This is a genomic window from Actinomycetes bacterium, from assembly GCA_022396035.1.
Lineage (GTDB): Bacteria > Actinomycetota > Humimicrobiia > Humimicrobiales > Humimicrobiaceae > Halolacustris.
On record JAIOXO010000016.1, the window covers coordinates 1 to 21956 of the forward strand.

Genomic DNA, 21956 nt, shown 5'->3' on the forward strand with positions numbered 1-21956 from the left:
CGCTACTGCAAATCTATGCACCATCTCCCATATTACAGTGTTAGCTGTTGCTTATTTTTCCTCATTTGTCAAAGAACTCAGGTAAAATTCGGTTTGTTAAAAGCTTTCTCCCGAATTTTTAATTTCGTGAAGCCCTATATGTTTTAATACTAAAATAAAAAAACCGACTATATTTAGTCGGTTTCGCTATTAGCTAAACTTTTACTATACAATTGGCGACCAATTATAATAAGAAAAGCCTTAATGCTACTAAATTGTTTTTTTATTAAATTCGGTGATTGGTATTATTTAGTATAATTATAATACTGATATGGTGAATATCAAATTATTTTAAATTTCCTGAAAGAATAGCGGAAATCAGAAACTCAAATCTGGTATAAAAATATCCTCACTTAATCCCAATAATCTGGTTCTAACTCTGCCCACAGTCCCCAGCCACCTCTAAGACAATTAATATTCAATTTTTATTTTAATTTTAAAAGTTCTTGCTATTACACTAATTGGGGCGGCCACTTCCAGATATCCATGTCATGGGCTATAGGAATAATGTCCTGCCAATACCTCCTAATATGCCTGAAATCGGAACTCTATCGCAAAAAATTTAACCTCTTTTTCCTCTTGTAATATAATAAGAAACTTTTAATCACCGAATGTTATTTTTTGACATTTTTCAATATATTATACTGGAAGTGCTGCAGATGCGACGCTCTTTTACTGTTTATTTAAAATAATAATAAAAATCATCTTCTATTGGAATAAAGCCATACAAATAATATATAATTATTTCTAATAAAATTTAATAAAACAAAAGTGAAATGAAAAAAGTATCAAAAAAAATTCATATTGTCTTGTTTTTTCTTCTTTTAATGATCATCCTTTTATATGTTATTGGGTGCTCAAACACCTCCTCAAATGCATCTGACAGAATTGAATCTTCGGTTTCAAAAGACCAGGCAGCGTCCGCTGACTCTATTGGCAATAATAAAAATGATCAGGAAGGTGTGCCACTTCCCCAGGATGAAGCAAATGGTATTTACATTGATGGTGATTATGCATTTGTAGCTGATTACATGAAGGGGCTTTATGTCTATGATATTTCGGATAGGTTAAATCCCATAAAAATTTCAGAAATTGAGCTTCCTGGAGACGGCATGGATGTTTTTGTATTGGGTAAATTTGCCTACGTTGCATGCGGGTATGAGGGTTTGAATATTATAGATATTTCTGATATTAAAAATATGAAGGTATTATCAACCTTTAAACAAGACGATTTTTCCTCTGATTATGCGAAAAGAATGCAGATAAAAGATGACATATTATTTCTTGCAGATGGCGTGGGAGGTTTTAAGATTATAGATATAAGCATGCCTTACAGTCCCAGATTAATAAGCAAGTTTGGCTCAACCTACCAGGGGTCAATAGATGATGTTGGTATTGATGGAGACACAGCTTTTCTTGCAGATTACAGGGCAGGTTTTATATTGGTTGATATAAAAGATTTAAATAATCCCGGGCTTGTCTCAGAGATCCGTACAACCGGTATGGCAAAAGGATTATGCATAATAGAAAGAAATGAAGACAAATCATATGTAATGGTTGCTGATTATAAAAGCATCCAGGTAATAGATGTTTCTGATATTTCAAAACCTTTGATTGCCGGAAATTATGATGGTTTAAAAAATGTGGTAAGCATAACTTCATCGGGAAACACTGCGTTTGCAGCAGATTATAATCTGGGACTTGTTCAGCTTGACATTACAGAGATTACAAGACCCATTCTTATAAATACTTTCGATACAGGAAAGACAAATGATGTCTGCATTTATGAAGGCTATATTTATGCCGTGGGAGAAAAAGGTATTTCTGTTTTTGCAATTGAATAGTTTTAATTTATACGAGGGGAAAGAATTTTATGAAAAGAGCAATATTTATTATGCTTGTAATAACTCTCATAATTTCACTTTTATTGTTGTTGAATGCTTGTAACATAAAAAAAGGTGTTACTGAAACAAAGGAAGGTGGGCAATTTACAGTAGAGAGCAGTAAAGATAGTACCCAGGCCCAGGAATCAAATAAAGAAGATATCCAGGATAGTTTATCACCTGAAGATGAGGAAACATTTGAAAAATTATACAATCCTCCCCAAGAGGGAAGCCCTGAAAATATTGGTAAAATTATATTTTGCTCAGAACCTGAAGAGACTGAAGAAAATGGGGATTATTATCTTTATACAATAAATTCTGATGGCTCAGAGATGACAAAAATTGCATTTTTTGGTGATTGGATGTGGCACCCTGTGTGGTCACCTGAATACTCAAGGATAGCCTATTCTGCAAATTTAGGAGATACAGAGAAGATTTTTATAATGACAGCTGATGGCAGTGCAAACAAGCAGCTTACATTTGGAGAAGGCCGGGACAAGTTTCCAACCTGGTCACCTGATGGAAAACTTATTGCATATATATCCTATATTGACAGCACACCAAATCTATCTGTTATAGATATTTATGGAAAAAGCCAAAAGCAGCTGACTTTTGTAGAAGGTAAAGATACTGTGGTATGGCCAAGCTTCTCTCCTGTAGAAGATACAATAGCCTATACATATAATTCATCAGAAGAAGGAATAGGTGCAAGAATTATTGTAGTAAAAAGTGATGGAACAGAGATTGTAAAAATTCCGGCTCCTGAAAATCCAAAAGCACACTTTTCTCATCCTGGCTGGTCACCCGACGGCAAAATAATGTATTTTCTTTCAAACCAGTCAAGACATGTTGAAGTTTGGAAGATAGATTATTATAAGCTTATACACAACCTGACCGCAGATGAGAACGATAAATATGATGATTTAGGGCTTATGCAGTTAACTGATCTATATGGCAATGGTGTAGCTGCAGATTACCGGCCAAGAGTATCTCCAGATGGAAAAAAGATTGTATTTTGTGGAGGATGCCAGGAAGAGCCTGTATCCGGGTTTAACCTTATTACAATAAATACTGATGGATCTGATATTACAAACATAACCGATTTTACAATAGATGCATGTGAGTGGCCTGACTGGTAATAATTGTATATAGAAACTTTTATCTGTAAAAAATAAATAGTGAGTAACAAGGTAGGGTAAATACCTATTAAGTCTGAAAACTCAGCTCAGGTATAAAAATAATCTTATCTGAAGTTGTAATTACAGTCCTAACACCGTACGCTATGGTCAGCCAACTTTTAGGCTCTTCACCAACAACCATGGCAGCCCAATAACAACTTGCAATTTCATATGGCTATATCTATATTGTAATTGCAATATTATTACAATATATTGGAGAAGTTATGAAGTCAAAATTAATTAAGATAGGCAATTCTTGGGGAATAAGAATAAACTCTCATATAATTAAGGAGTGCGAACTAGGCAATGAGATAGTAATAAAAGTAGCAGATAAAAAATTAATTGTTGAAGCTGTTAAGGAAAAAAGAAAAGGATGGGAATCTAGTTTTAAGAAAATGCAACAAGCAAGTGAAGACAATCTTCTAATTAGTGAAGGAAATGATTTTGATAAGGACTGGGAATGGTAATTCGCCAATACGATATTTTTTGGGTAGACCTCAATACAACCAAAGGCCATGAAATAAAAAAGGTTAGGCCTTGCGTTATTTTATCGCCTATTGAGATGAATTTAAATATTAGTACTATAATTATGATTATGTATAATTTTTTCTGTAATTTGATAACCGGTCTTTAACATAATGTCCATCACTCTCCAAAATATTATGCTAACTATAAACAAATAAAAAGGAGAAGTGATGGACAATTACAACAATAATGCTAAAGAGAAAAAGTTTCAAGATGCACTGGTAGATGAGAAGGATATTTTAAGAAATATTATTCAAGACTTTTGCCAGAACCTACTGGAAGAAGAGATGGAAGACCACCTAGGCGCTAAAAAATATGAAAGGACTGACGTGCGGCAAGGACATAGAAATGGCAAACAGCTATGGATATTGCTAATGATATGGATCATTTTAAGATATTAAATTTGCTCAGGGGAACCATCATACTTTAAATTATCGGCTCTTCACCAACAACCGTATAACACCCTAACCCGTAAATGGTAGTTTCTAAACGAGAGGACCATATCCAGCTTAACATATGCAGTGGGGTCTTTTTTAACACTTAAAGGAAAGGGTATTGCTTCAATGAATCCTCCCTAATTACCGGTGGGGTAACCAGAAATAAAAAGGCCCCAACGAATCTTTTGCCTTAGCTTTCACACGTTAGGCTAATCAACACATTGGGACCCAGAGAGTAAAAGTTGTGCGGTAAATCTTTAAAAGATGCTAATTACTATTTACTTTCTTTCGTCTATAAATTTCATTGCCTTTTAAAGCTACCTAACTTTTACTTTCTATAATCATCATAGCAGACCTGTCAAGGGGTAGAATAGATTATAAGTTGTTTAGTGAATCACTGGCCGGAGTTATAGTAGTCAGGGAAGGGCAGGAGCAAAAACTTGAAAACTTATTTAAGGGATACAACATAAAAATTACAGAAGTGGGCAATACTACCGATGATTGGAGCTTTACTGCTTATATAAACGGCAAGCCTATTCTAAATATTTCAAATGAGAAATTAGCACGAGCCTATCTTAGGGATTATAAATAACAAAGGCCCTAATTAAAGCTGGGTTTTTAAGTTTAATAAGAGTTTTGGTGCATCAAAAAACCCCAGCGAATCTTTTGCCTTTGCTTTAACACTTTAGGCTACTTAATACCCTGGGGTCTTTCCTTGAAACTTTTCTAAGGATCTCTCCGAAAGTAACTCATTTTTACGGCCTTTCGTTTGTAAAAAAAACTACTATCAAAGGTTGCCTTCTTTTTCAAGGCATGTTAAATATACCTCAAGTGTAAGGTACTTGTCAAGAGGAAAATCACCAGTGTCATCTAAGTTTTAAAAGTGCACACTTATATTAGGATTTAAAATTTAAAAGTGCACACCTCAGGCTATAATCAGACCAAAAACAGAAAGGTCAGAGGCTATGGCACAGATCCACAATGGATTTGGTACCAGGAAAGTAAAAGTCATTGTTAAAAAGTAGATAAAAAAGAAAAATCGGAAACATAAATTATTTGGTCAAGAATCCCTTACTGGCGGGATAAAGTAAATATTTTGCCGGCGATACCCTGCTTGTCAACATGTGATTCAAACTGGCGGTAAGGAATAGTTACAGTAAAATCTCCTGCAGCATAGGGAGTTACCTGGTAAGGTAGAAAATTGACCAGCGGCCCTTCTTTAGTAATTAAAACCTGGGAGAAATTTTCTTTGGTAGGAGCAGTTCCGCTTTTTTTCCATTCAATCTCCGGCTCCAAGCCCTGTTGGCCAATCTGCATTTTCTCTTTCAAATCCTCAAAACAATATTCTGACAGAAACTCAAGATAGTTGAAATCAGCCATGAAAATATGTTCCAAATCAATTATGCTATTATGGTTGAAACTGTAATTTATGGCCTGAAAATGCTGCATTCCATGGGCACCCCCGGTATAGGGGTATATATAGAAAAGGAGGGAAACAAAATTATCTTCATATTCAAATAATGAGTAGTCAACAGACGGCATATAACCTACTGACTGGTTTACGGTTTCCATATCTTCAGTTTGCTCAATCATATCTTCAAAATCAGATATCATAGGATCAATATTATCCTTTACAATTAAGTCATTTAATCCCTTAGTATTATTACCGTTAGTTTGCAGCTCAGGATAAGCTGCTGTAATCTGGTAGGGAAACTGATTATCCTGTTTAAAGATATTATGTCCTACAACCAGGCGGTTACCGGAAAAATCTGTACCATAATCATTTATTTTTAAAGAATCTATTATTAAATCAAAAGAATCATTCCATTCCTGCGCGGGTCCAGAGGCCCGGCCCTCTACCACATTCTGGTAAAAATCCTGTTGTTTCTCCAGATCCCATACAGGATTGGTACCGCAATCCTGGTTATCATAATTAAAATATTCTTCCATAGAGCTGATAATGCTGTCTTTGTCTGCGGATAGAATAATTTCAACCCGGCAGCCTTGATTGTAAAAAACAGTATGTCTTTCAAAGACTATATTGCAGGGGTTTCCCCTGGACAAAGTCATGTATTCCTTTATCTTTATATTATCTATTTCATAAGTTCTTAGGGAAGGCTCATAGGCCTGGTCATTTTCCTGAAGGCACTGTTCCTGTTGCAGCTTTCCCCCTTTACCACCAGCTGTAAGATTTTCTATTTTCTGTACCTGCACCACCAGGTTAAGCTTTGCATAAGGATTGGTAACATAGAGGCTGGAGGATAATATGGTCCGGTCCAGGGGGTAAACAAATATAAAATCTGCATCATCTGAAAAGTACATTACATCACTGGAAGTTTCCTGCGCGGCAGCTGATCCCTCCGGCGAGGATGGTTCGGTTTCAGCCTCCTGGCCCCGGGCCTTATTTTCAGTTTCTGGTATTTGTGCAGGCGTATCAGCTGGTTCAATATTACTATAACCGGCACAGCCACTAGCAGCTACTATCAATACTGCCAGTAATGCAGCTGCATTGGTTAAGATTCTTTTGCCCATTCTTATCAACTATGTTGTTAGTCAATTATTTATTAACAAAAGGCTATAATAAAAAGATAAAAATTAAACCATTTTTTAAGGATATAACTTAGATCAGCTCATTTAAAGGCTAAAAACCACCTTTGCCTTCCAAGCATCTGGATAATCTTGAGCCTGAAGGGGAAGATAAGGTTAAAATAACTTAAAAAAGTTTTCTAAATGAAAAATATAGTTTATTATGATAACCAAACATGGTCCATAATATATTGGAATAAAACAGTGTAGGCAAGAATAGTATATTTTTAAAAGAAAGATTGCCCATGAAATACTTAAAATCTTTTTTGTATACAACTTCTGCTTTTATCCTGTTTTACCTTATAGCACCCAATCCGGTATATGCTTATCTGGATGCAGGCAGCGGAAGCTATGTAATCCAGATTTTAATTGCCGTCTTTATTGGCGGAGCATTCGGGATAAAAATATTCTGGCGAAGAATATATGCTTTCTTTAGTAAATCTTCTACAGGGGAAAAGAAAGGTGACCAGCCTCCCAAACAGTAAAATAGATCCTGCATCTTTCAGGGATCCCAGCGGGTTTCTATTTACACATAATGGAAAAATCTACCGCCAAATAAATAACATCTACAAGCCGAACTATGATTTGCTGATGGAGTCAGGCCTTTACGGCCGGCTTACCGGACTGGGTTTGATGATCTCTCACCGGGAAGTGGACATAGAAGCCCCAAAACCCCAGGCAGCCTATAAGATAATAGAGCCGGAGCCCATTCCTTTTGTATCCTATCCTTATGAATGGTGTTTTGGTCAGCTAAAGGATGCAGCTGTTACCACCTTTAGTATACAGAAAACAGCCATGGATTACGGCATGACCCTTAAGGACTGCAGTGCCTACAATATACAGTTTAGGGGGTGTAAACCTGTTTTTATAGACACCCTGTCTTTTGGAAAGTATACACCGGGGCAGATATGGGTTCCCTACATGCAGGCCTGCCAGCATTTTATAGCTACTTTAGCGCTTATGTCCTATAAAGATGTAAGGTTAAACAAGCTGCTGAGGGTTTATCTGGACGGAATCCCCCTGGACCTGGCCAGCTCACTTTTGCCCTTTACCACCAGGTTAAATTTTTCACTTCTTTCACATATACACCTGCATTCTAAAAGCCAGAAACATTTTGGTGGTAAAAAAATTGAGGTGGGCAAACGAAAAATAAGCAGAATGGCTTTCATGGGCCTAATTGACAGCCTGCAGACACTGGTAGAAAGAATGCAGGTCAGGGGATTGGGCACTGAATGGGCCCAATATTACCAGGATACTAATTATTCAGAAAAAGCCTTTAACCATAAACACAAAATTGTTGAGGAAATGCTCGCCACAACCAATACCGGCATACTCTGGGATTTTGGCGCTAATGACGGTTTATTTAGCCGGATTGGCAGCAACCAGAAAATTTATACTTTATCCATGGATATTGATTACGGGGCGGTGGAAAAAAATTACAGCAGGGGTAAACAGAGCAATGAAGATTTTATACTGCCCCTGATAATGGACTTATCCAATCCTTCTCCCGGGATAGGATGGAAAAATGAAGAGAGAAAACCCCTGATCACCAGGGGGCCGGCAGATACTGTGCTGGCTCTGGCTCTAATTCATCATCTGGCTATCTCCAATAATCTGCCCCTGGGCAAGATCGCATCATTTTTCAGTCATTGCTGCCGTTATCTTATTATTGAATTTATTCCCAAGGATGATTCTCAAGTACAAAGGCTTTTAGCTACCCGGAAAGATATTTTTACTGATTATCACCAACAGGCATTTGAACAGGAATTCAGCCATTATTTTAAAATTCAAAAAGTAGAATCGGTTACTGATTCCAAAAGAACCCTATATCTTATGGAAAAAAGGGAAGGCCAGAAATGAGCAAAAAACCATGGCCACTTCACCCTTTTTTATTTGGTCTGTTTCCAATCCTTTTTCTGTATTCTCAAAATATGGGTCAGGTGGCCCTGGGAGAAATATTAATTCCTTCGGGCATAGCCATGGCAATGGTAGCCTTAATTTTGGCAGCATTGTGGCTACTGTTTAAAAGAAACATAAACAAGGCAGGAATTACCGCCACCATAGCGGTAATCCTGTTTTTCTCTTATGGCCATATTTATAATATGGTGGGAGGAAAACAGTTGCTGGGGCTGGTTGTAGGTAGACACAGATACCTGGTTCTTATATGGATTCTGTTATTGCTGGTAGTGATTTTTTTAATAGTTCGAACCAGGGTAGACCTTAAAAACCTTACCAGGGTCCTGAACATAGTTGCGGTATGCTTGATAGCGGTATCGGTTGTAAATATTTCCATATTTAAGATCAATGCCGGGGATACTGACTGGAACGTGGCTTCCTATTCTCCTGATATGCTTGAAGGGGCAGATACCCATGCCGGCATGGATGTATACTATATTATACTGGATGGTTATGCTAGCTCTACCACCCTGAAAGATGAGTATGGATATGATAATAGTGAGTTTATCCACCACCTGGAGCAAAAGGGATTCTATATTGCTTCAGAGAGTGTAAGCAATTACCCCAGCTCGTTCTTGTCCCTGGCTTCTTCATTGAATATGGAGTATATAAATTATTTAAGTGACCGGTTAGGCCAGGGCTCCAATGACCGGTCACTTCCTTATGCCATGATTGAGCAAAACAAGGTGGTTGAATTTTTTAAATCTCATGGCTACAGGTACATCCATTTTAGCTCCGGATGGGGACCAACCAATTATAATCAGTATGCTGATGAAAATGTGTCCGTATCCCAGAGCAGATGGAGCGAGTTTCAAACCCTGCTCATACAGACCACCGCCCTTACTGTCTTTGAAAAAAATTTCTTCAAAGACATCGCCAGGATGAGGGTAATCAATAATTTTGAACAGCTGGCCCGGGTCCCGGGGATGGAAGGCAGTAATTTTGTTTTTGCCCATATTGTTTGCCCCCACCCGCCCTATATATTTAACCGGCAGGGAGGTCCGGTTCCTGAAACCGACTTTGATATGGATATATGGGGTCAAGACCAGAAAGATTACTACCTGGACCAGCTTATCTATCTGAACGAGGAGGTAAAAGCTTTTGTGGACAGGGTAACAGCTCAATCAGAAACCCCTCCTATAATAATCCTGCAGGCAGACCATGGGCCTAGAAATACTTTTATACCCGACCAGTACCCCAGTGATTCCATGTTCAGGGAAGGGATGAGAATATTTAATGCCTATTATATGCCCCAGCAAGAAAATGATTTGCTATACAGGTCTATTACTCCGGTTAATTCATTCAGGGTGGTGTTTAACACCTATTTCGGTACTAGTTTCCCCCTGCTGGAGGACAGAAGCTATAATTCATTTGAGGTAGAGCCATATAGATTTACCGATATAACCGATACAGTGACCTATAAATAGACCCATAACCAAATCCTGGGGTTTAAATAAATTAGGCTTGTTTGGAAGATAATAATTATTTATTCCTTTTTTAAATTCAGCCATCCCCGGTAGTGGTCTGCCTGTAACAGAATTAAACTAATATTTGGGTTGTAGTCTTTCTGTGCCTGGTTAGGTAAAATATATACTAAGATTTATATAACTTTTAACTACTGGAGGTAATATGTCCAAAGAAGGATATTTAATCGGAAAATTAAACGGACAAATCGAGGGTTGGGAGTCAGAAATTAATAATTTGAGATGTGAATTAGACGAGACCTCGGATGAAAATGTTAAAACAGACTGTGAAAACAAGATAGACCAGCTGCAGGGCAAGATTGTGGAAGCAAAAGAAAAAATAAACAGCATGAGCAAATCTGACCGGTCCAATATACCCCCTCATAGGTTATAGGGAGCCAGTCGGGTCCCAGCTCCATGAGGTTAAAACCATGTTATGGCCATGCTTCCACGAATCTTGTTCTTGGCTAAGAAATTATATTAGTTGAAATTGGCTGGTAAAAACCCTTTAACCTGAACCCGTTTTTTAATCAAATACCATTATTAGAAGGGGATAGAGACTGAGAGCTGAATTTTTCCTGATTATGTCCATATACAGGTTTGCAGTATAATTGGGGCCAAATTTTTAACAAGGAACACTATGAAAAAAATATTTATTATTTTAATTCTAGTTGCAATTTGTGTATCTATTTCTGCCTGCAATAAAGATGATGACAGCAGCTTAACTGGCACTGCTAGTGAAGTTGCCGCAGAAGATATTACCGAAGAAGAAACCATGGATCAACCAGCACCGGATATGGAAACAGCAACGGAAGCAGAGGATGCTGTTTCGGACCAGGAACAAAACATGGAGGAAGCCGGGAGCTCAGAAATATTAAATGACCAAAAACCTGTGGAAGTAGTAAGGATAAGCGTTAAAGAAGTATATGAGGATATGCAGGAAGAACAGCCCCGGTATTTTCTGCTGGATGTAAGAACGCAGGAAGAATATGATTACGGCCACCTTGAAGGAGCCTACCTTGTACCGGTAAATGAACTGGACCAGAGGTTGGATGAATTGCCCCAAAATAAACCAATAGTGGTATACTGCAGAAGCGGAAACAGAAGCGCCAGGGCAGCTGAAATACTTATAAACAATGATTTTAAAGAAGTTTATGACATGGGCGGGATAAGGGACTGGATTGCAAAGGATTATCCTATCGTTTTTAACTGAGGCTGCAGTTTTTTATAAATTAATACTGACAACTAATGGTTGTATTGTATGCAACTATCCGGATTAGTGGAATTTTATCTTGCATGCTTAATCTTAAGCTAAATGTTATAAAAAATCAGGACCAGTACCAGAATGGAGCACCAGCGACCTTTAAATAATTTAGGCATAATGTTATAAAATTGTGTAATCAGTATTTACTGGAAAAAATTTGCAGTTAATAGGTTTATCTTTAGTTTGGGTGGCTTTATTTACTTTTTTTGTTCCAGTTTAAGCAATAAGCAAAAGGCGTATATAAACATAAATGGCCAGAAGCAATAGAAAGGAGAAAAGATGAATAGAAGGTTTACAGGAGTAATTTTTTGTTTTATATCCTCTTTCTTGTTTTCAGCCAGGTACATAACAGCGGCTATCTTTGCCAATGGAATTACCAGCTGGAATAAGGAATTATTTGAAAGCATGCTTCAATATACCGGTAATGCTTTATTGGTTATTTCCATAATCTCCCTGGCGACAGGTGTAATATACCTCATAGCGGGGGAATTTGAAGGAAGGAAAAATAAATAATAACCTGGCAATAATTAATAAAAACAGCCAGAGTTTTACCCCTGGCTGGTCTATCAATTAATAGGAGACTTTATCTTCTCCCTGCACCATTGCTACCCAGGTAGCTCCTCCAGTTAAACTTACTATACGCCCGCTGCCATCTTTATAGGTAAATGGCTGGCCAACATCAGACCTTTCCCAGGTGCCTCTTATGGCTTTGCCGTCCTGGAATATAAAAGCAGTGCCTGTTCCCACTGTTCTGACATCCATATGCCCGTACTGGTCCAGGGGGCCGGTAATATCGGTAACCATTACTACCACATTTTTAGCGGTAATCTGGGCGCCTGTATTAAAATCTATGTGGGGATATCCGCCCATAAACCTGAAATAAGTATTAAGGTCCCGGTTATAGGTATACTTTAAATCAAATCCTCTGGGGGCATAAGCATGGGTGGCAAAACTAACCGTTATATTGGATACACTGCCTCTTTGTGCCGGGGGAGGGTCACTCTTATAGGGAAACGGTAAACCACCAGCAAGAGGATAACCAAGCTGGGCAGCCTTCTGCCGGAGCTGGGCTACTGACATAAAAGCGGTATGTTCCTGGGCTGAATTCCGGGTCCAGTCCCTCCAGTAGGGAGCCTGTGCGGTTATACTGCTGTTGCCGGACCGGTCAGTCATGGCACTTAAAACCTGCAAACCCAGGTTCTGTATATATCCGTAACATTCAGGATAGGTTCCAAAGAAGGCATATACGGGATTAAAACTTTTAGCCATCTCTGCATAATAAGGCCTGGCGCTCCTGACCGGGCCTACCATGGGGGCGTCATTGGAAGAATATATGGCTACAAACCGGGTAATGCCATATTCATCTACCACCTCAAAAACCACATCTGCCAGATTGAGGCCTGATTGGGGCCTGGCGGCAAAACTGTTTTCCACCATTACTGCAATGGGCCTGCCGCCCGCAGCAGAGGCTTGCTGGTTTGTATCCGGGTTTTCTTCTGATTCAATAACTCCAGGATAAAAGGCAGGAGGCCTGCCAGTTTGCCTGGAAACTGTTTCCTGGCTGCTGCAGCCATAGGCCGTCAGAAAAATAAATGTAAGGCAAAGTATAGCAACAACCCATACAGAATGTTTCAGTAATCGGGGCATAGTGTGCATAAAGCCTCCTTGTTTAATATAAATGAACAAAATTATGTCATACTCAAAAAATGTTGTAAACCCAGGAAATAAATTAAAGGTCTGCTTACTGGCTGTCCTTTTTTTCTTTTTTGGGTATTAATTCTTTCAGAATTGCGGCGGCAGCAGAAAGGTCATCCAGATATTTCTGGTTCTGTGCTGGATCATAAAGGTTCCTGCCCCGGTGGTATTTGGTGTCTTCAAAGCTTAGTTTCTTAAACTGGCCTATCTTGTTTCCCGGTTCGGGAGGCAGGGTTTTTAGAAGACTCATGGTGGCCGCATGCCAGGTTTTAAACCGAGGATGCCGGGAATCGAAACTTTTTAATTTGTCTGCTTCCTTTATTTTGTTTTTTATAGCTTTTTTTATTTTTTCATCCATACACTAATAATATATTTAAAACTGAAACAAAGCAAAAAAAATGAGCGGTTTTAATTAAAAAACCGCTCGAAGGGGAAATGAATTGATGTCATTGTACAATAAAAAAAATATAATTCAAGGAAAAATATTATTTTTTTTCCAGATCAAGCATTTCTATCAGTCTGGGCACATGTTTTTCCCATCCCAGAGCCTGTATATGCACTCCGGCACAGAAAGGCTTAACCTTATTTATGAGCTCAACCAGGATTTCCAGACAGGTATTTACCCTGTCTTCGGATTTGGCCATACGGTCCATGATTGGCTTGGGAACATAGATGCCGGGAACAAACTTATTCATGTAATTGGCCATTTTGTCTGATTTAAGCAATATGACTCCGGCCAGCACTGGAACCTTTATGTTCAGCTTGCTTACCCTCTCCATAAAGCTTTCAAATACCCTGGCGTCAAATATGGCCTGAGTCTGGAAAAATTGGGCCCCCATCTCGATTTTCTTCTGCATTTTTATAAGCTGAAGCTCCATTGCCTCATGGGTATCTGCGCCCGGGTTTACCACTGCTCCCTTAAAAAAAGAAGGTTTTCCGTCCAGCTGGTTGCCGGCAACATCATATCCTTCCTCCAGCCTTTTTATGGCCCACAAAAGGGATACAGAATCCAGGTCGTTTACAGGTTTTGCCCCCGGGTGGTCACCCACTGAAACATGGTCGCCGGTAAGGGCTAAAACATTTCTTATCCCCAATACATAGGCACTCAACAGGTCAGACTGGAGAGCCAGCCGGTTCCGGTCCCTGCAGGTCATCTGAAATATGGGATCCAGATCCATCTCTTTTAGAAGGTGACAGGTAACCAGAGATCCCAGCCTCATAACAGAGCTCTGCAGATCAGTAACGTTTATGCCGTCCACCAAACCTTTAAGCAGGTTTCCGGTTTCGGTAATCTCTCCGGTATTAACTCCTTTGGGGGGGCCAATTTCACAGGTAATGGTAAATTTGCCTTCTTCAAGCGATTTCTGGAAGGAACCCTTTTTATCTTTATTATTTTCTGCCATATATCCTCCAATAAAGTAAGATAGTTGTGATAATTCTAATTGAATTATTTTCTTTTTACAAATTGAAGTCTAATATAAAGGAAGGAGGGATACTATTGAACCATAAATCTATAAAAAAGAGTTATCGTCTGGTGGAAAATTTATCGGATATGGCAGTGGAAGCCTGGGGAGAAAACCCCGAAGAGCTGTTTGCCAGTATAGGTACGGGTATGTTTTCAGCCATTACAGATATTGATAAGGTAAATCCCAAATTTAAGGTAGACATTACCCTAGAGGAAGAACCTGGAGGCAGCTATGAAGATGCAGTCATAAGCTGGCTGCAGGAGTTGATTTACAGGTTTGAGGCTGACAAAATGTTGTTCTGCCGCTTTGAAATTGAAAACATTGGACTGGATGAAAAAATTTTGGTTAAAGCCTGTGGATGGGGAGAGCCCGTGGATAAAGAAAGGCATAACATAAACATAGGAATAAAAGCAGCTACCTATCACCAGCTAAAGGTAGTAAAAAATCAGCAGTGGCATTGCAAAGTAATATTTGATATCTGAGGTGATTTAAGTGAATGATTACGGTATAAAAAAAATAGATGATTATAAATGGCTTATACCCAAAAATGAAGATCTGGGGATGAGGGTAGACGGCATTATATTCGCCGATGAGGACATAATTGAGCACGCAGTTAATGAAAAAACCCTGGATCAGGTCATAAATGTTGCTACCCTGCCGGGTATAGTAGGCGCTTCTCTGGCTATGCCGGACATACACTACGGGTACGGCTTTCCCATTGGAGGGGTAGCAGCTATGGATTGCGGGGACGGAGTGATTTCTCCCGGCGGGGTTGGATTTGATATATCCTGCGGGGTCAGGCTGTACCGGACCGGTCTCTTTTACGATGATATAAAACAGCATATCCGTGAGCTGATGTCACTGCTGTCGGCTGCGGTACCCAAAGGGGTGGGCAGCAGCGGCAAAATAAAGCTATCTGACAGTAAGATAAAGGATGTGCTTACCAAAGGGGCCAAGTGGGCAATTTCCAATGGCTACGGCATGGATCAGGAACAGGAATATTTGGAAGAAAATGGTTTTATGGAGGAAGCAGATCCCGGCCAGGTTTCTCCTAGAGCATACCGCCGGGGAAGCGACCAGCTGGGAACACTGGGCTCGGGCAATCATTTTCTAGAGATACAGAAAGTAGAAAAAATTTATAACCAGCAGGCAGCCGGGGTTTTTGGTATTGAGCCTGGCCAGATAACAGTAATGATACATTCGGGTTCGCGGGGTTTGGGCCATCAGGTATGCAGTGATTTTTTGAAAGTGATGGGACAGGCTTCGGCTAGATACGGTATACACCTGGCGGACCGCCAGCTGGCCTGTGCTCCCATAGATTCCCCGGAGGGCAGAAGTTATTATGGAGCTATGGCTGCAGCGGTAAATTATGCCCTGGCCAACCGTCAGTGCCTGGGCCACTGGGTGGTGCAGACTTTACAGCAGTATTTTAAAAAATCAGCAGATAAGCTGGGCATAAATTTGATATATGATGTTTCCCATAATATTGCCAAGATGGAAGATCACTATTATGAGGGCAGAAAGTTAAAGTTATGTGTACACCGTAAAGGCGCCACCAGGTCCCTGGGTCCAAATAGTAGCCATATACCTGCTGCCTACCGCAGCCTGGGGCAGCCGGTAATAATACCTGGCGATATGGGCCGCTATTCATATGTCCTTACCGGTACCAATAAATCAGAACAGGAAAGCTTCAGCTCGACCTGTCACGGTGCCGGCAGATTGATGAGCCGGACCAGGGCAAAAAAGACCGTCAGGGGTCAAGAAGTTAAGGACTACCTGCTCCAGAAACATGGGGTGGTGGCTATTGCTGACAGCATGGCCAGCCTGGCCGAGGAAGCCCCCCTGGCTTACAAAGATGTAAAAAATGTGGTAGATATTACCCAGAAAGCTGGTCTGTCCGATAAAGTGGCCCGGTTAAAGCCGCTGGGTGTGCTAAAAGGGTAAATAAATCAGCAAATATAGAAAAATATTCTCCAGCCTCTAATTATTGATAAAATAATAGTAAAAAATCAAAAAAATGCTATAATTAACTGGGTTTAGTAAAAAATTATTCATTTTAAGCTGTAAAATTAAAAAAATTTGTTATTTTTTACTTTTTTTAAAAAATTTAGATTGAGAGGCGATTAATATGAGGGGAATAGATCTTTTAACCGAATTTTCTCAAAAAGCCGGAAACAAGATTGATCCAGGCAAAATAAAGATTGATGATACCACCTTAAGAGACGGGGAACAGACCGCCGGGGTGGTGTTTGCCAATGAAGAAAAGATACATATTGCCAAGATGCTGGATAAAATTGGGGTTCACCAGCTGGAAACAGGTATTCCGGCCATGGGTGGCGACGAAAAGGAAGCTATTAGAAGAATTGCTGCTCTGGGGTTAAACTGCAGCGTTCTGGGATGGAACAGGGCAGTAAGATCCGATATTGATGCTTCCATTGAATGTGGTGTTGATGCGGTGGCCATATCCATATCTTCATCTGATATCCATATAGAGCATAAATTAATGAAAAGCAGGGAATGGGTATTGGAAAGTGTAAAAAAGAGCGTGGATTATGCCAAGGAACACAACCTGTATGTTTCAGTAAATGCGGAAGACGCTTCCCGTTCGGATATGGAGTTTCTGCTTCAGTTTGCCCGGACTGCCCGGGATGCCGGAGCTGACCGGCTAAGGTACTGCGATACTCTAGGGATACTGGACCCCTTCGATACTTTTATGAGGGTTAAAAATATCATAGACATTATAGGGATAGAGGTAGAGATGCATACCCATAATGATTTCGGCATGGCTATAGCCAATGCTATTGCCGGCATAAAGGCGGGAGCCACCTATGTTAATACCACTATAAACGGTTTGGGGGAAAGGGCTGGAAATGCTGCCTTTGAAGAACTGATAATGGCCTTAAAGCATATTGAAAGCGTGGACCTGGGTTTCAACACAACCTTGCTCAGGTCACTGTCTGAGTATGTAGCCAATGCATCCAACCGGGTACTGCCTACCTGGAAGCCCATAGTAGGTGGAAACCTGTTCTTATATGAGGGAGAAAACAAGGCAGCTGCTGTGCTAACTGACCCCCGCACCTTTGAGCTGTTTTCTGCCGAAGACGTAGGGCTGGAAAGAAAAATAATTATTGGCAAATATTCGGGGATAATTTCCCTTACTGCCAAGCTTCAGTCTATGGGTTACCAGATAAATGAATCCCAGGCCAGGGAACTGGTGGAAATATTAAGGGAAAGGGCAGTAGCCTTAAAGAGGTCTCTGTTAGACAGTGAGATAGTCGAGGCCTACAAATCCTTTATGGATAAGAAAAATAAATCCCATAAAAAGGGAGGGAAGTAAGATATGGTAATGAAAAAAGATAAAAGACAGGTAAATATAATTGATACCACCCTCAGGAATGGAGAACAGACAGCAGGTGTGGTTTTCTCCAAACATGAAAAATTAAGGATTGCCAAGATGCTGGACGAGATAGGGATACCGGAGATAGAAGTCGGCACTCCCGGCCTTGGTTCTCTGGAAAGAGATATTATAAAATCTATTGTAGACCTTGACCTGAGTGCAAAGGTGTTTGCTTATTGCGAGCCTTACCCCGAACATGTGGAGAAGGCGGCAGAAACCGGGATAAAAAATGTGATACTGAATATATCTACGTCTGATATCCATATTAAGAAGAAGTACAAGCAGAATAAAACCTGGACTGTAAACCGGCTTAAAGAGGTAATCAGGGTAGCAAAGAAGAATGATTTGAATTTTATTGTAAGTGCAGAAGATGCTTCCAGAAGTGATCTGGAGTTTCTGTTAAAGATTTTGCATATTGCCAAAAAAAGAGGAGCCTACCGGTTCAGGATCTGTGATACAGTAAGCAGGTATGATCCCTTCAGGACTTTCCTTAATATTAACAGTATAGCCAATTCCGTAAATTTTCCCCTGGAGGTATACAACCATAATGACTTTGGTATGGCTACTGCCAACGGGATGGCCGCAATCAGGGCCGGTGCTACCAGTATAGTGGTTTCTGTAGGCGGCCTTGGCGAAGGCACCGGCAATGCAGCTTTAGAAGAAATAGTTATGGCCTTAAAGTATCTGGAAAATGTGGAACTGGGCATTGCTACCATTAGATTCAGGGAAATTGCAGAGTATGTAGCCAAAGCCTCAGCCAGGGCTATTCCGGTATGGAAGGCTATCGTGGGTACCAATGTTTTTGCCCATGAATCAGGAATTCACGCAGACGGAGTTATAAAAAACCCTAAGAACTATGAAGTTTTCAAGCCCAGTGAGGTAGGGCTTACCAGACAGCTGGTAGTGGGTAAACACTCGGGCTCACATACCATACTGCATAAGTTTAAGGAATTTGGAATAGATCTTACCGATAAGGAAGCCAATGACTTACTGACTCTGGCCAGGGAAATGGCTGTGGATTTAAAAAGGCCCTTATTTGATAAGGAGCTTATGTATATATATAAAGACTATATTAAGAAAAAAGAAGAAACCGAGGAAGTAGATTCACTTACCAGCGAGTAGAAAGGAATTATGTTGAAAAAAACAATAGCGGAAAAAATTATTTCAGCCCATGCTGAATCGGAAGTAAGCGCCGGGGACATAGCAGTGGTGGATGTGGATGTGGTTATGGCCCAGGATGGGACCGGGCCGCTGGCGGTAAGCCAGATAGAAAAGATGGGTTTTGACCGGGTTAAACAACCCCAATCTTCCATATTGTTTATAGACCATGCTGCCCCCAGCCCCCGCAAAGAACTCTCTAACTCACATATGGTACTGAGGCAGTTTGCAGAAAAAACAGGGGCCCAGGTCAGCGATGTGGGGGAAGGCGTATGCCACCAGATACTGGTAGAAAAATATGTATGCCCCAACCATATAGTTATAGGTGCTGATTCTCATACCTGTACCTCGGGAGCCCTGGGTGCTTTTGCTACCGGTATGGGATCCACCGATATTGCGGTGGGGTTCGCCCTGGCCAAGACCTGGCTGATGGTGCCCCATACCATAAGGGTAAATATAGAAGGAACCCCGGGCAAAGGAGTGTTTGCCAAGGATTTAATAATTTTTATTATAGGCAAGATTACTTCTGATGGCGCAACTTACAAGGCCCTGGAGTTTGGGGGTTCAGCCGTAGAGCATATGACCATGGATGACCGGTTTACCATATCCAATATGGCAGTGGAAGCAGGAGCCAAGACCGGCCTTTTTGCTTCTGACGATATCACCAAAAAATATTTGGAAAGTATGGACAGGGGAGACTGTTTTACAAATGTTTACCCTGATGAAGGCGCCGCCTATCAAGAGGTTATAGATATTGACTATTCGGCAATAAAGCCCATGATTTCCAAGCCCCATACCGTGGATAATGTCTCTTCGATAGACGAATTAGGCAAAATCAAGGTAGACCAGGTGTTTATAGGAACCTGTACCAACGGCCGGTTAAGCGATTTGGCCCTGGCCGCCAGCATACTTAAGGGCCGGAAAGTTGCTCCAGGGGTAAGACTTATAGTGGTTCCTGCTTCCAGGAAGGTTTATCTGGAAGCTATGGATAAAGGAATAATAAAGGATTTAACTGAAAGCGGAGCAGCGATTATGGCTCCCGGATGCGGTCCATGTGTAGGGGTCCATGAAGGAATACTGGGGGATGGAGAAGTATGTCTTTCCACCCAGAACAGAAATTTTGTGGGCAGAATGGGTAATCCCAATTCCTTCATTTATCTGGGCTCTCCGGCTACTGCAGCCTGGAGTGCGGTAAAAGGCTATATTGCGGATCCCAGGGAGGTGCTAGTGTAATGAAAAATCAAGCACTTGAAGGCAAGAGCTTTAAATTTGGCGATGATATATCTACGGACCTTATAGCTCCGGGAAGATATTTTCATTTGAGGTCTAATCTGCCTGAATTAGCCAAACATGTCCTGGAAGATGCTGATCCCCAATTTGCCCAAAAGGTAAGGCCGGGGGATTTCGTAGTGGGGGGCAGAAATTTCGGGCTGGGCTCCAGCCGGGAACATGCACCCGCGATAATAAAACTGGCAGGGATAGGAGCAGTACTGGCCAAATCTTTTGCCAGGATCTTTTTCAGAAACTGTATCAATGTGGGTCTTCCTGCATTGATCTGTGATACAGACCAGATAGAAGAGGGAGATAATTTAAAAATAGACCTGTCGGAAGGGTTTATACATAACCTGGACAAGGGGACACAAATCAAATTTAATCCGCTTCCCCCGGTTATGATAAAGATACTGTCTGATGGCGGTCTAACCGAACATATTAAAAAAAATAAGGGGTTCAACTTATGAAACACAAGATAACACTGATACCTGGAGATGGTATCGGTCCCGAGATTACGGAAGCCACGGTAAAGGTTATAGAAGCCACCGGGGTGGATATACAGTGGGATGAAGTTTATGCAGGCGCAGAAGTATACGAAAGCGAAGGCACTGTATTACCGCAAAAAGTAATTGACTCCCTGAATGCTAACAAGGTTGGCATAAAGGGTCCTATAACCACTCCAGTAGGTACCGGTTTTAGAAGTGTTAATGTAGCTATGCGTAAGCTGTTTAATCTTTATGCCTGTGTCAGGCCCTGTAAAAGCTACCGGGGAGTAAGAAGCCGTTACCAGGATATTGACCTGGTTATTATAAGGGAAAATACTGAAGACCTGTATGCTGGCATTGAATTTGAAAAGGGAAAAGATGAGACTCTAAGGCTACTGGAATTTATCAAAAAGGAAAAAGAGGTTCAGATAAGACCGGATAGCGGAATCTCCATAAAACCAATTTCGGTTACCGGCACCGAAAATATAGTGAGGTTTGCTTTTGAATATGCCCAGAAGAATAACCGTAAAAAAGTAACCGGTGTACACAAGGCCAATATAATGAAATATACAGACGGCCTGTACCTGGATGTATTCAGAAAGGTTGCTTCCCAGTATCCGGATATCGAATCCGAGGACAGGATAGTAGATAATATGTGCATGCAGCTGGTACAGAAGCCGGAGTTATACGATGTACTGGTGCTGCCCAATCTTTACGGGGACATACTCTCCGACCTGGCTGCCGGGCTGGTTGGCGGCCTGGGGGTTGCTCCCGGTGGCAATATTGGAGACGAGATAGCTTTATTTGAGCCCACCCACGGCAGCGCGCCCAAATACAAAGGACAAAACAAGGTAAACCCTACTGCCATGATGCTCTCGGGAGTGCTTATGCTTAAGCATATAGGTGAGCCTGAATATGCGCAGCTGCTGGATTCAGCCATAGCGGCCAATATAGCAGAAGGAAAATATGTTACCTATGATTTTAAAGCTGACCGCAATGATCCCAGCGCAGTAGGCACCAGTGAATATGCGGACGCCATAGTGGAAAAAATCAAGAAACTAAAATAAATTATGGAAATATAAATAGAAGCCTGGAAATACCGGGTTTCTATTTATATTACAGCAAGGTTAATGGTTCCAGCTTAAGGGATAT

The 21956-nt window shown here is 40.7% G+C and carries 23 protein-coding genes; 19 read left to right on the forward strand and 4 right to left on the reverse strand.

Annotation, left to right across the window (positions count from 1 at the left end):
• Positions 1 to 815: 815 nt before the first annotated feature.
• From K9H14_05965 to K9H14_05990, 6 genes are all read left to right on the forward strand, one after another.
• Complete coding sequence (locus K9H14_05965; protein ID MCG9479740.1) at positions 816 to 1883, forward strand: hypothetical protein; 1068 nt, start codon at positions 816 to 818, stop codon at positions 1881 to 1883.
• 29 nt (positions 1884 to 1912) lie between these two features.
• A complete protein-coding gene (locus K9H14_05970) occupies positions 1913 to 3061 on the forward strand; it encodes a hypothetical protein (GenBank protein MCG9479741.1) in 1149 nt (382 codons plus the stop codon).
• A 263-nt stretch (positions 3062 to 3324) separates the two neighbouring features.
• Positions 3325 to 3567, forward strand: a complete 243-nt coding sequence (locus K9H14_05975) for an AbrB/MazE/SpoVT family DNA-binding domain-containing protein (GenBank protein ID MCG9479742.1) — start codon at positions 3325 to 3327, stop codon at positions 3565 to 3567.
• Positions 3561 to 3734, forward strand: coding sequence for a type II toxin-antitoxin system PemK/MazF family toxin (locus tag K9H14_05980; GenBank protein ID MCG9479743.1), 174 nt, complete (start codon positions 3561 to 3563; stop codon positions 3732 to 3734). The genes K9H14_05975 and K9H14_05980 overlap by 7 nt, the downstream gene beginning before the upstream one ends.
• Positions 3735 to 3795: 61 nt before the next feature.
• Positions 3796 to 4026: a transposase gene (locus K9H14_05985; protein ID MCG9479744.1), complete on the forward strand. Its 231-nt coding sequence runs from the start codon at positions 3796 to 3798 to the stop codon at positions 4024 to 4026.
• Positions 4027 to 4444: 418 nt separating this feature from the next.
• Positions 4445 to 4654: a hypothetical protein gene (locus tag K9H14_05990; protein ID MCG9479745.1), complete on the forward strand. Its 210-nt coding sequence runs from the start codon at positions 4445 to 4447 to the stop codon at positions 4652 to 4654.
• 479 nt (positions 4655 to 5133) lie between these two features.
• Here the strand turns inward: K9H14_05990 and K9H14_05995 are convergent, their stop codons facing one another.
• Positions 5134 to 6594: a DUF3298 and DUF4163 domain-containing protein gene (locus K9H14_05995; GenBank protein MCG9479746.1), complete on the reverse strand. Its 1461-nt coding sequence runs from the start codon at positions 6592 to 6594 to the stop codon at positions 5134 to 5136.
• A 356-nt stretch (positions 6595 to 6950) separates the two neighbouring features.
• Here K9H14_05995 and K9H14_06000 point away from each other — a divergent pair, with 356 nt between their 5' ends.
• From K9H14_06000 to K9H14_06025, 6 genes are all read left to right on the forward strand, one after another.
• On the forward strand, positions 6951 to 7133 hold the full coding sequence (locus K9H14_06000) for a hypothetical protein (protein ID MCG9479747.1): 183 nt from the start codon (positions 6951 to 6953) through the stop codon (positions 7131 to 7133).
• Positions 7072 to 8508 carry an SAM-dependent methyltransferase gene (locus K9H14_06005; GenBank protein MCG9479748.1) on the forward strand — a complete coding sequence of 479 codons (1437 nt, stop codon included), beginning with the start codon at positions 7072 to 7074 and terminating at the stop codon, positions 8506 to 8508. The genes K9H14_06000 and K9H14_06005 overlap by 62 nt, the downstream gene beginning before the upstream one ends.
• On the forward strand, positions 8505 to 10031 hold the full coding sequence (locus K9H14_06010; protein MCG9479749.1) for a hypothetical protein: 1527 nt from the start codon (positions 8505 to 8507) through the stop codon (positions 10029 to 10031). The genes K9H14_06005 and K9H14_06010 overlap by 4 nt, the downstream gene beginning before the upstream one ends.
• 202 nt (positions 10032 to 10233) lie before the next feature.
• The gene (locus K9H14_06015; GenBank protein ID MCG9479750.1) at positions 10234 to 10461 is read left to right on the forward strand and encodes a DUF4795 domain-containing protein; all 228 of its coding nucleotides are present in this window, start codon (positions 10234 to 10236) and stop codon (positions 10459 to 10461) included.
• 246 nt (positions 10462 to 10707) lie between these two features.
• On the forward strand, positions 10708 to 11280 hold the full coding sequence (locus K9H14_06020; protein ID MCG9479751.1) for a rhodanese-like domain-containing protein: 573 nt from the start codon (positions 10708 to 10710) through the stop codon (positions 11278 to 11280).
• Between the two features lie 330 nt (positions 11281 to 11610).
• Positions 11611 to 11844: a hypothetical protein gene (locus K9H14_06025; GenBank protein ID MCG9479752.1), complete on the forward strand. Its 234-nt coding sequence runs from the start codon at positions 11611 to 11613 to the stop codon at positions 11842 to 11844.
• Positions 11845 to 11901: 57 nt separating this feature from the next.
• On the opposite strand, the gene K9H14_06030 is transcribed toward K9H14_06025, so the two are convergent.
• The 3 genes from K9H14_06030 to K9H14_06040 all read right to left on the reverse strand — a co-directional run bounded on the left by K9H14_06030 (position 11902) and on the right by K9H14_06040 (position 14429).
• Entirely contained in the window at positions 11902 to 12978 is a 1077-nt protein-coding gene (locus tag K9H14_06030; GenBank protein MCG9479753.1) for a DUF3048 domain-containing protein, read from the reverse strand.
• Between the two features lie 94 nt (positions 12979 to 13072).
• Complete coding sequence (locus tag K9H14_06035; GenBank protein ID MCG9479754.1) at positions 13073 to 13384, reverse strand: hypothetical protein; 312 nt, start codon at positions 13382 to 13384, stop codon at positions 13073 to 13075.
• A gap of 127 nt (positions 13385 to 13511) precedes the next feature.
• Positions 13512 to 14429, reverse strand: coding sequence for a methylenetetrahydrofolate reductase (locus K9H14_06040; protein MCG9479755.1), 918 nt, complete (start codon positions 14427 to 14429; stop codon positions 13512 to 13514).
• A 95-nt stretch (positions 14430 to 14524) separates the two neighbouring features.
• Between K9H14_06040 and K9H14_06045 the strand changes: the two genes are divergently transcribed.
• The 7 genes from K9H14_06045 (at position 14525) to K9H14_06075 (ending at position 21871) form a co-directional block, all read left to right on the forward strand.
• Complete coding sequence (locus tag K9H14_06045; GenBank protein ID MCG9479756.1) at positions 14525 to 14974, forward strand: archease; 450 nt, start codon at positions 14525 to 14527, stop codon at positions 14972 to 14974.
• 79 nt (positions 14975 to 15053) lie between these two features.
• Positions 15054 to 16436 carry an RtcB family protein gene (locus tag K9H14_06050; GenBank protein MCG9479757.1) on the forward strand — a complete coding sequence of 461 codons (1383 nt, stop codon included), beginning with the start codon at positions 15054 to 15056 and terminating at the stop codon, positions 16434 to 16436.
• A gap of 184 nt (positions 16437 to 16620) precedes the next feature.
• The gene (nifV, locus tag K9H14_06055) at positions 16621 to 17829 is read left to right on the forward strand and encodes a homocitrate synthase (GenBank protein ID MCG9479758.1); all 1209 of its coding nucleotides are present in this window, start codon (positions 16621 to 16623) and stop codon (positions 17827 to 17829) included.
• Between the two features lie 3 nt (positions 17830 to 17832).
• Positions 17833 to 19011, forward strand: coding sequence for a homocitrate synthase family protein (locus tag K9H14_06060; protein MCG9479759.1), 1179 nt, complete (start codon positions 17833 to 17835; stop codon positions 19009 to 19011).
• Positions 19012 to 19023: 12 nt separating this feature from the next.
• Complete coding sequence (locus K9H14_06065) at positions 19024 to 20280, forward strand: 3-isopropylmalate dehydratase large subunit (protein MCG9479760.1); 1257 nt, start codon at positions 19024 to 19026, stop codon at positions 20278 to 20280.
• A complete protein-coding gene (locus K9H14_06070; GenBank protein MCG9479761.1) occupies positions 20280 to 20786 on the forward strand; it encodes a 3-isopropylmalate dehydratase small subunit in 507 nt (168 codons plus the stop codon). Before K9H14_06065 ends, K9H14_06070 begins: the two co-directional genes overlap by 1 nt.
• Positions 20783 to 21871, forward strand: a complete 1089-nt coding sequence (locus K9H14_06075; protein MCG9479762.1) for an isocitrate/isopropylmalate dehydrogenase family protein — start codon at positions 20783 to 20785, stop codon at positions 21869 to 21871. The genes K9H14_06070 and K9H14_06075 overlap by 4 nt, the downstream gene beginning before the upstream one ends.
• Positions 21872 to 21956 lie beyond the last annotated feature (85 nt).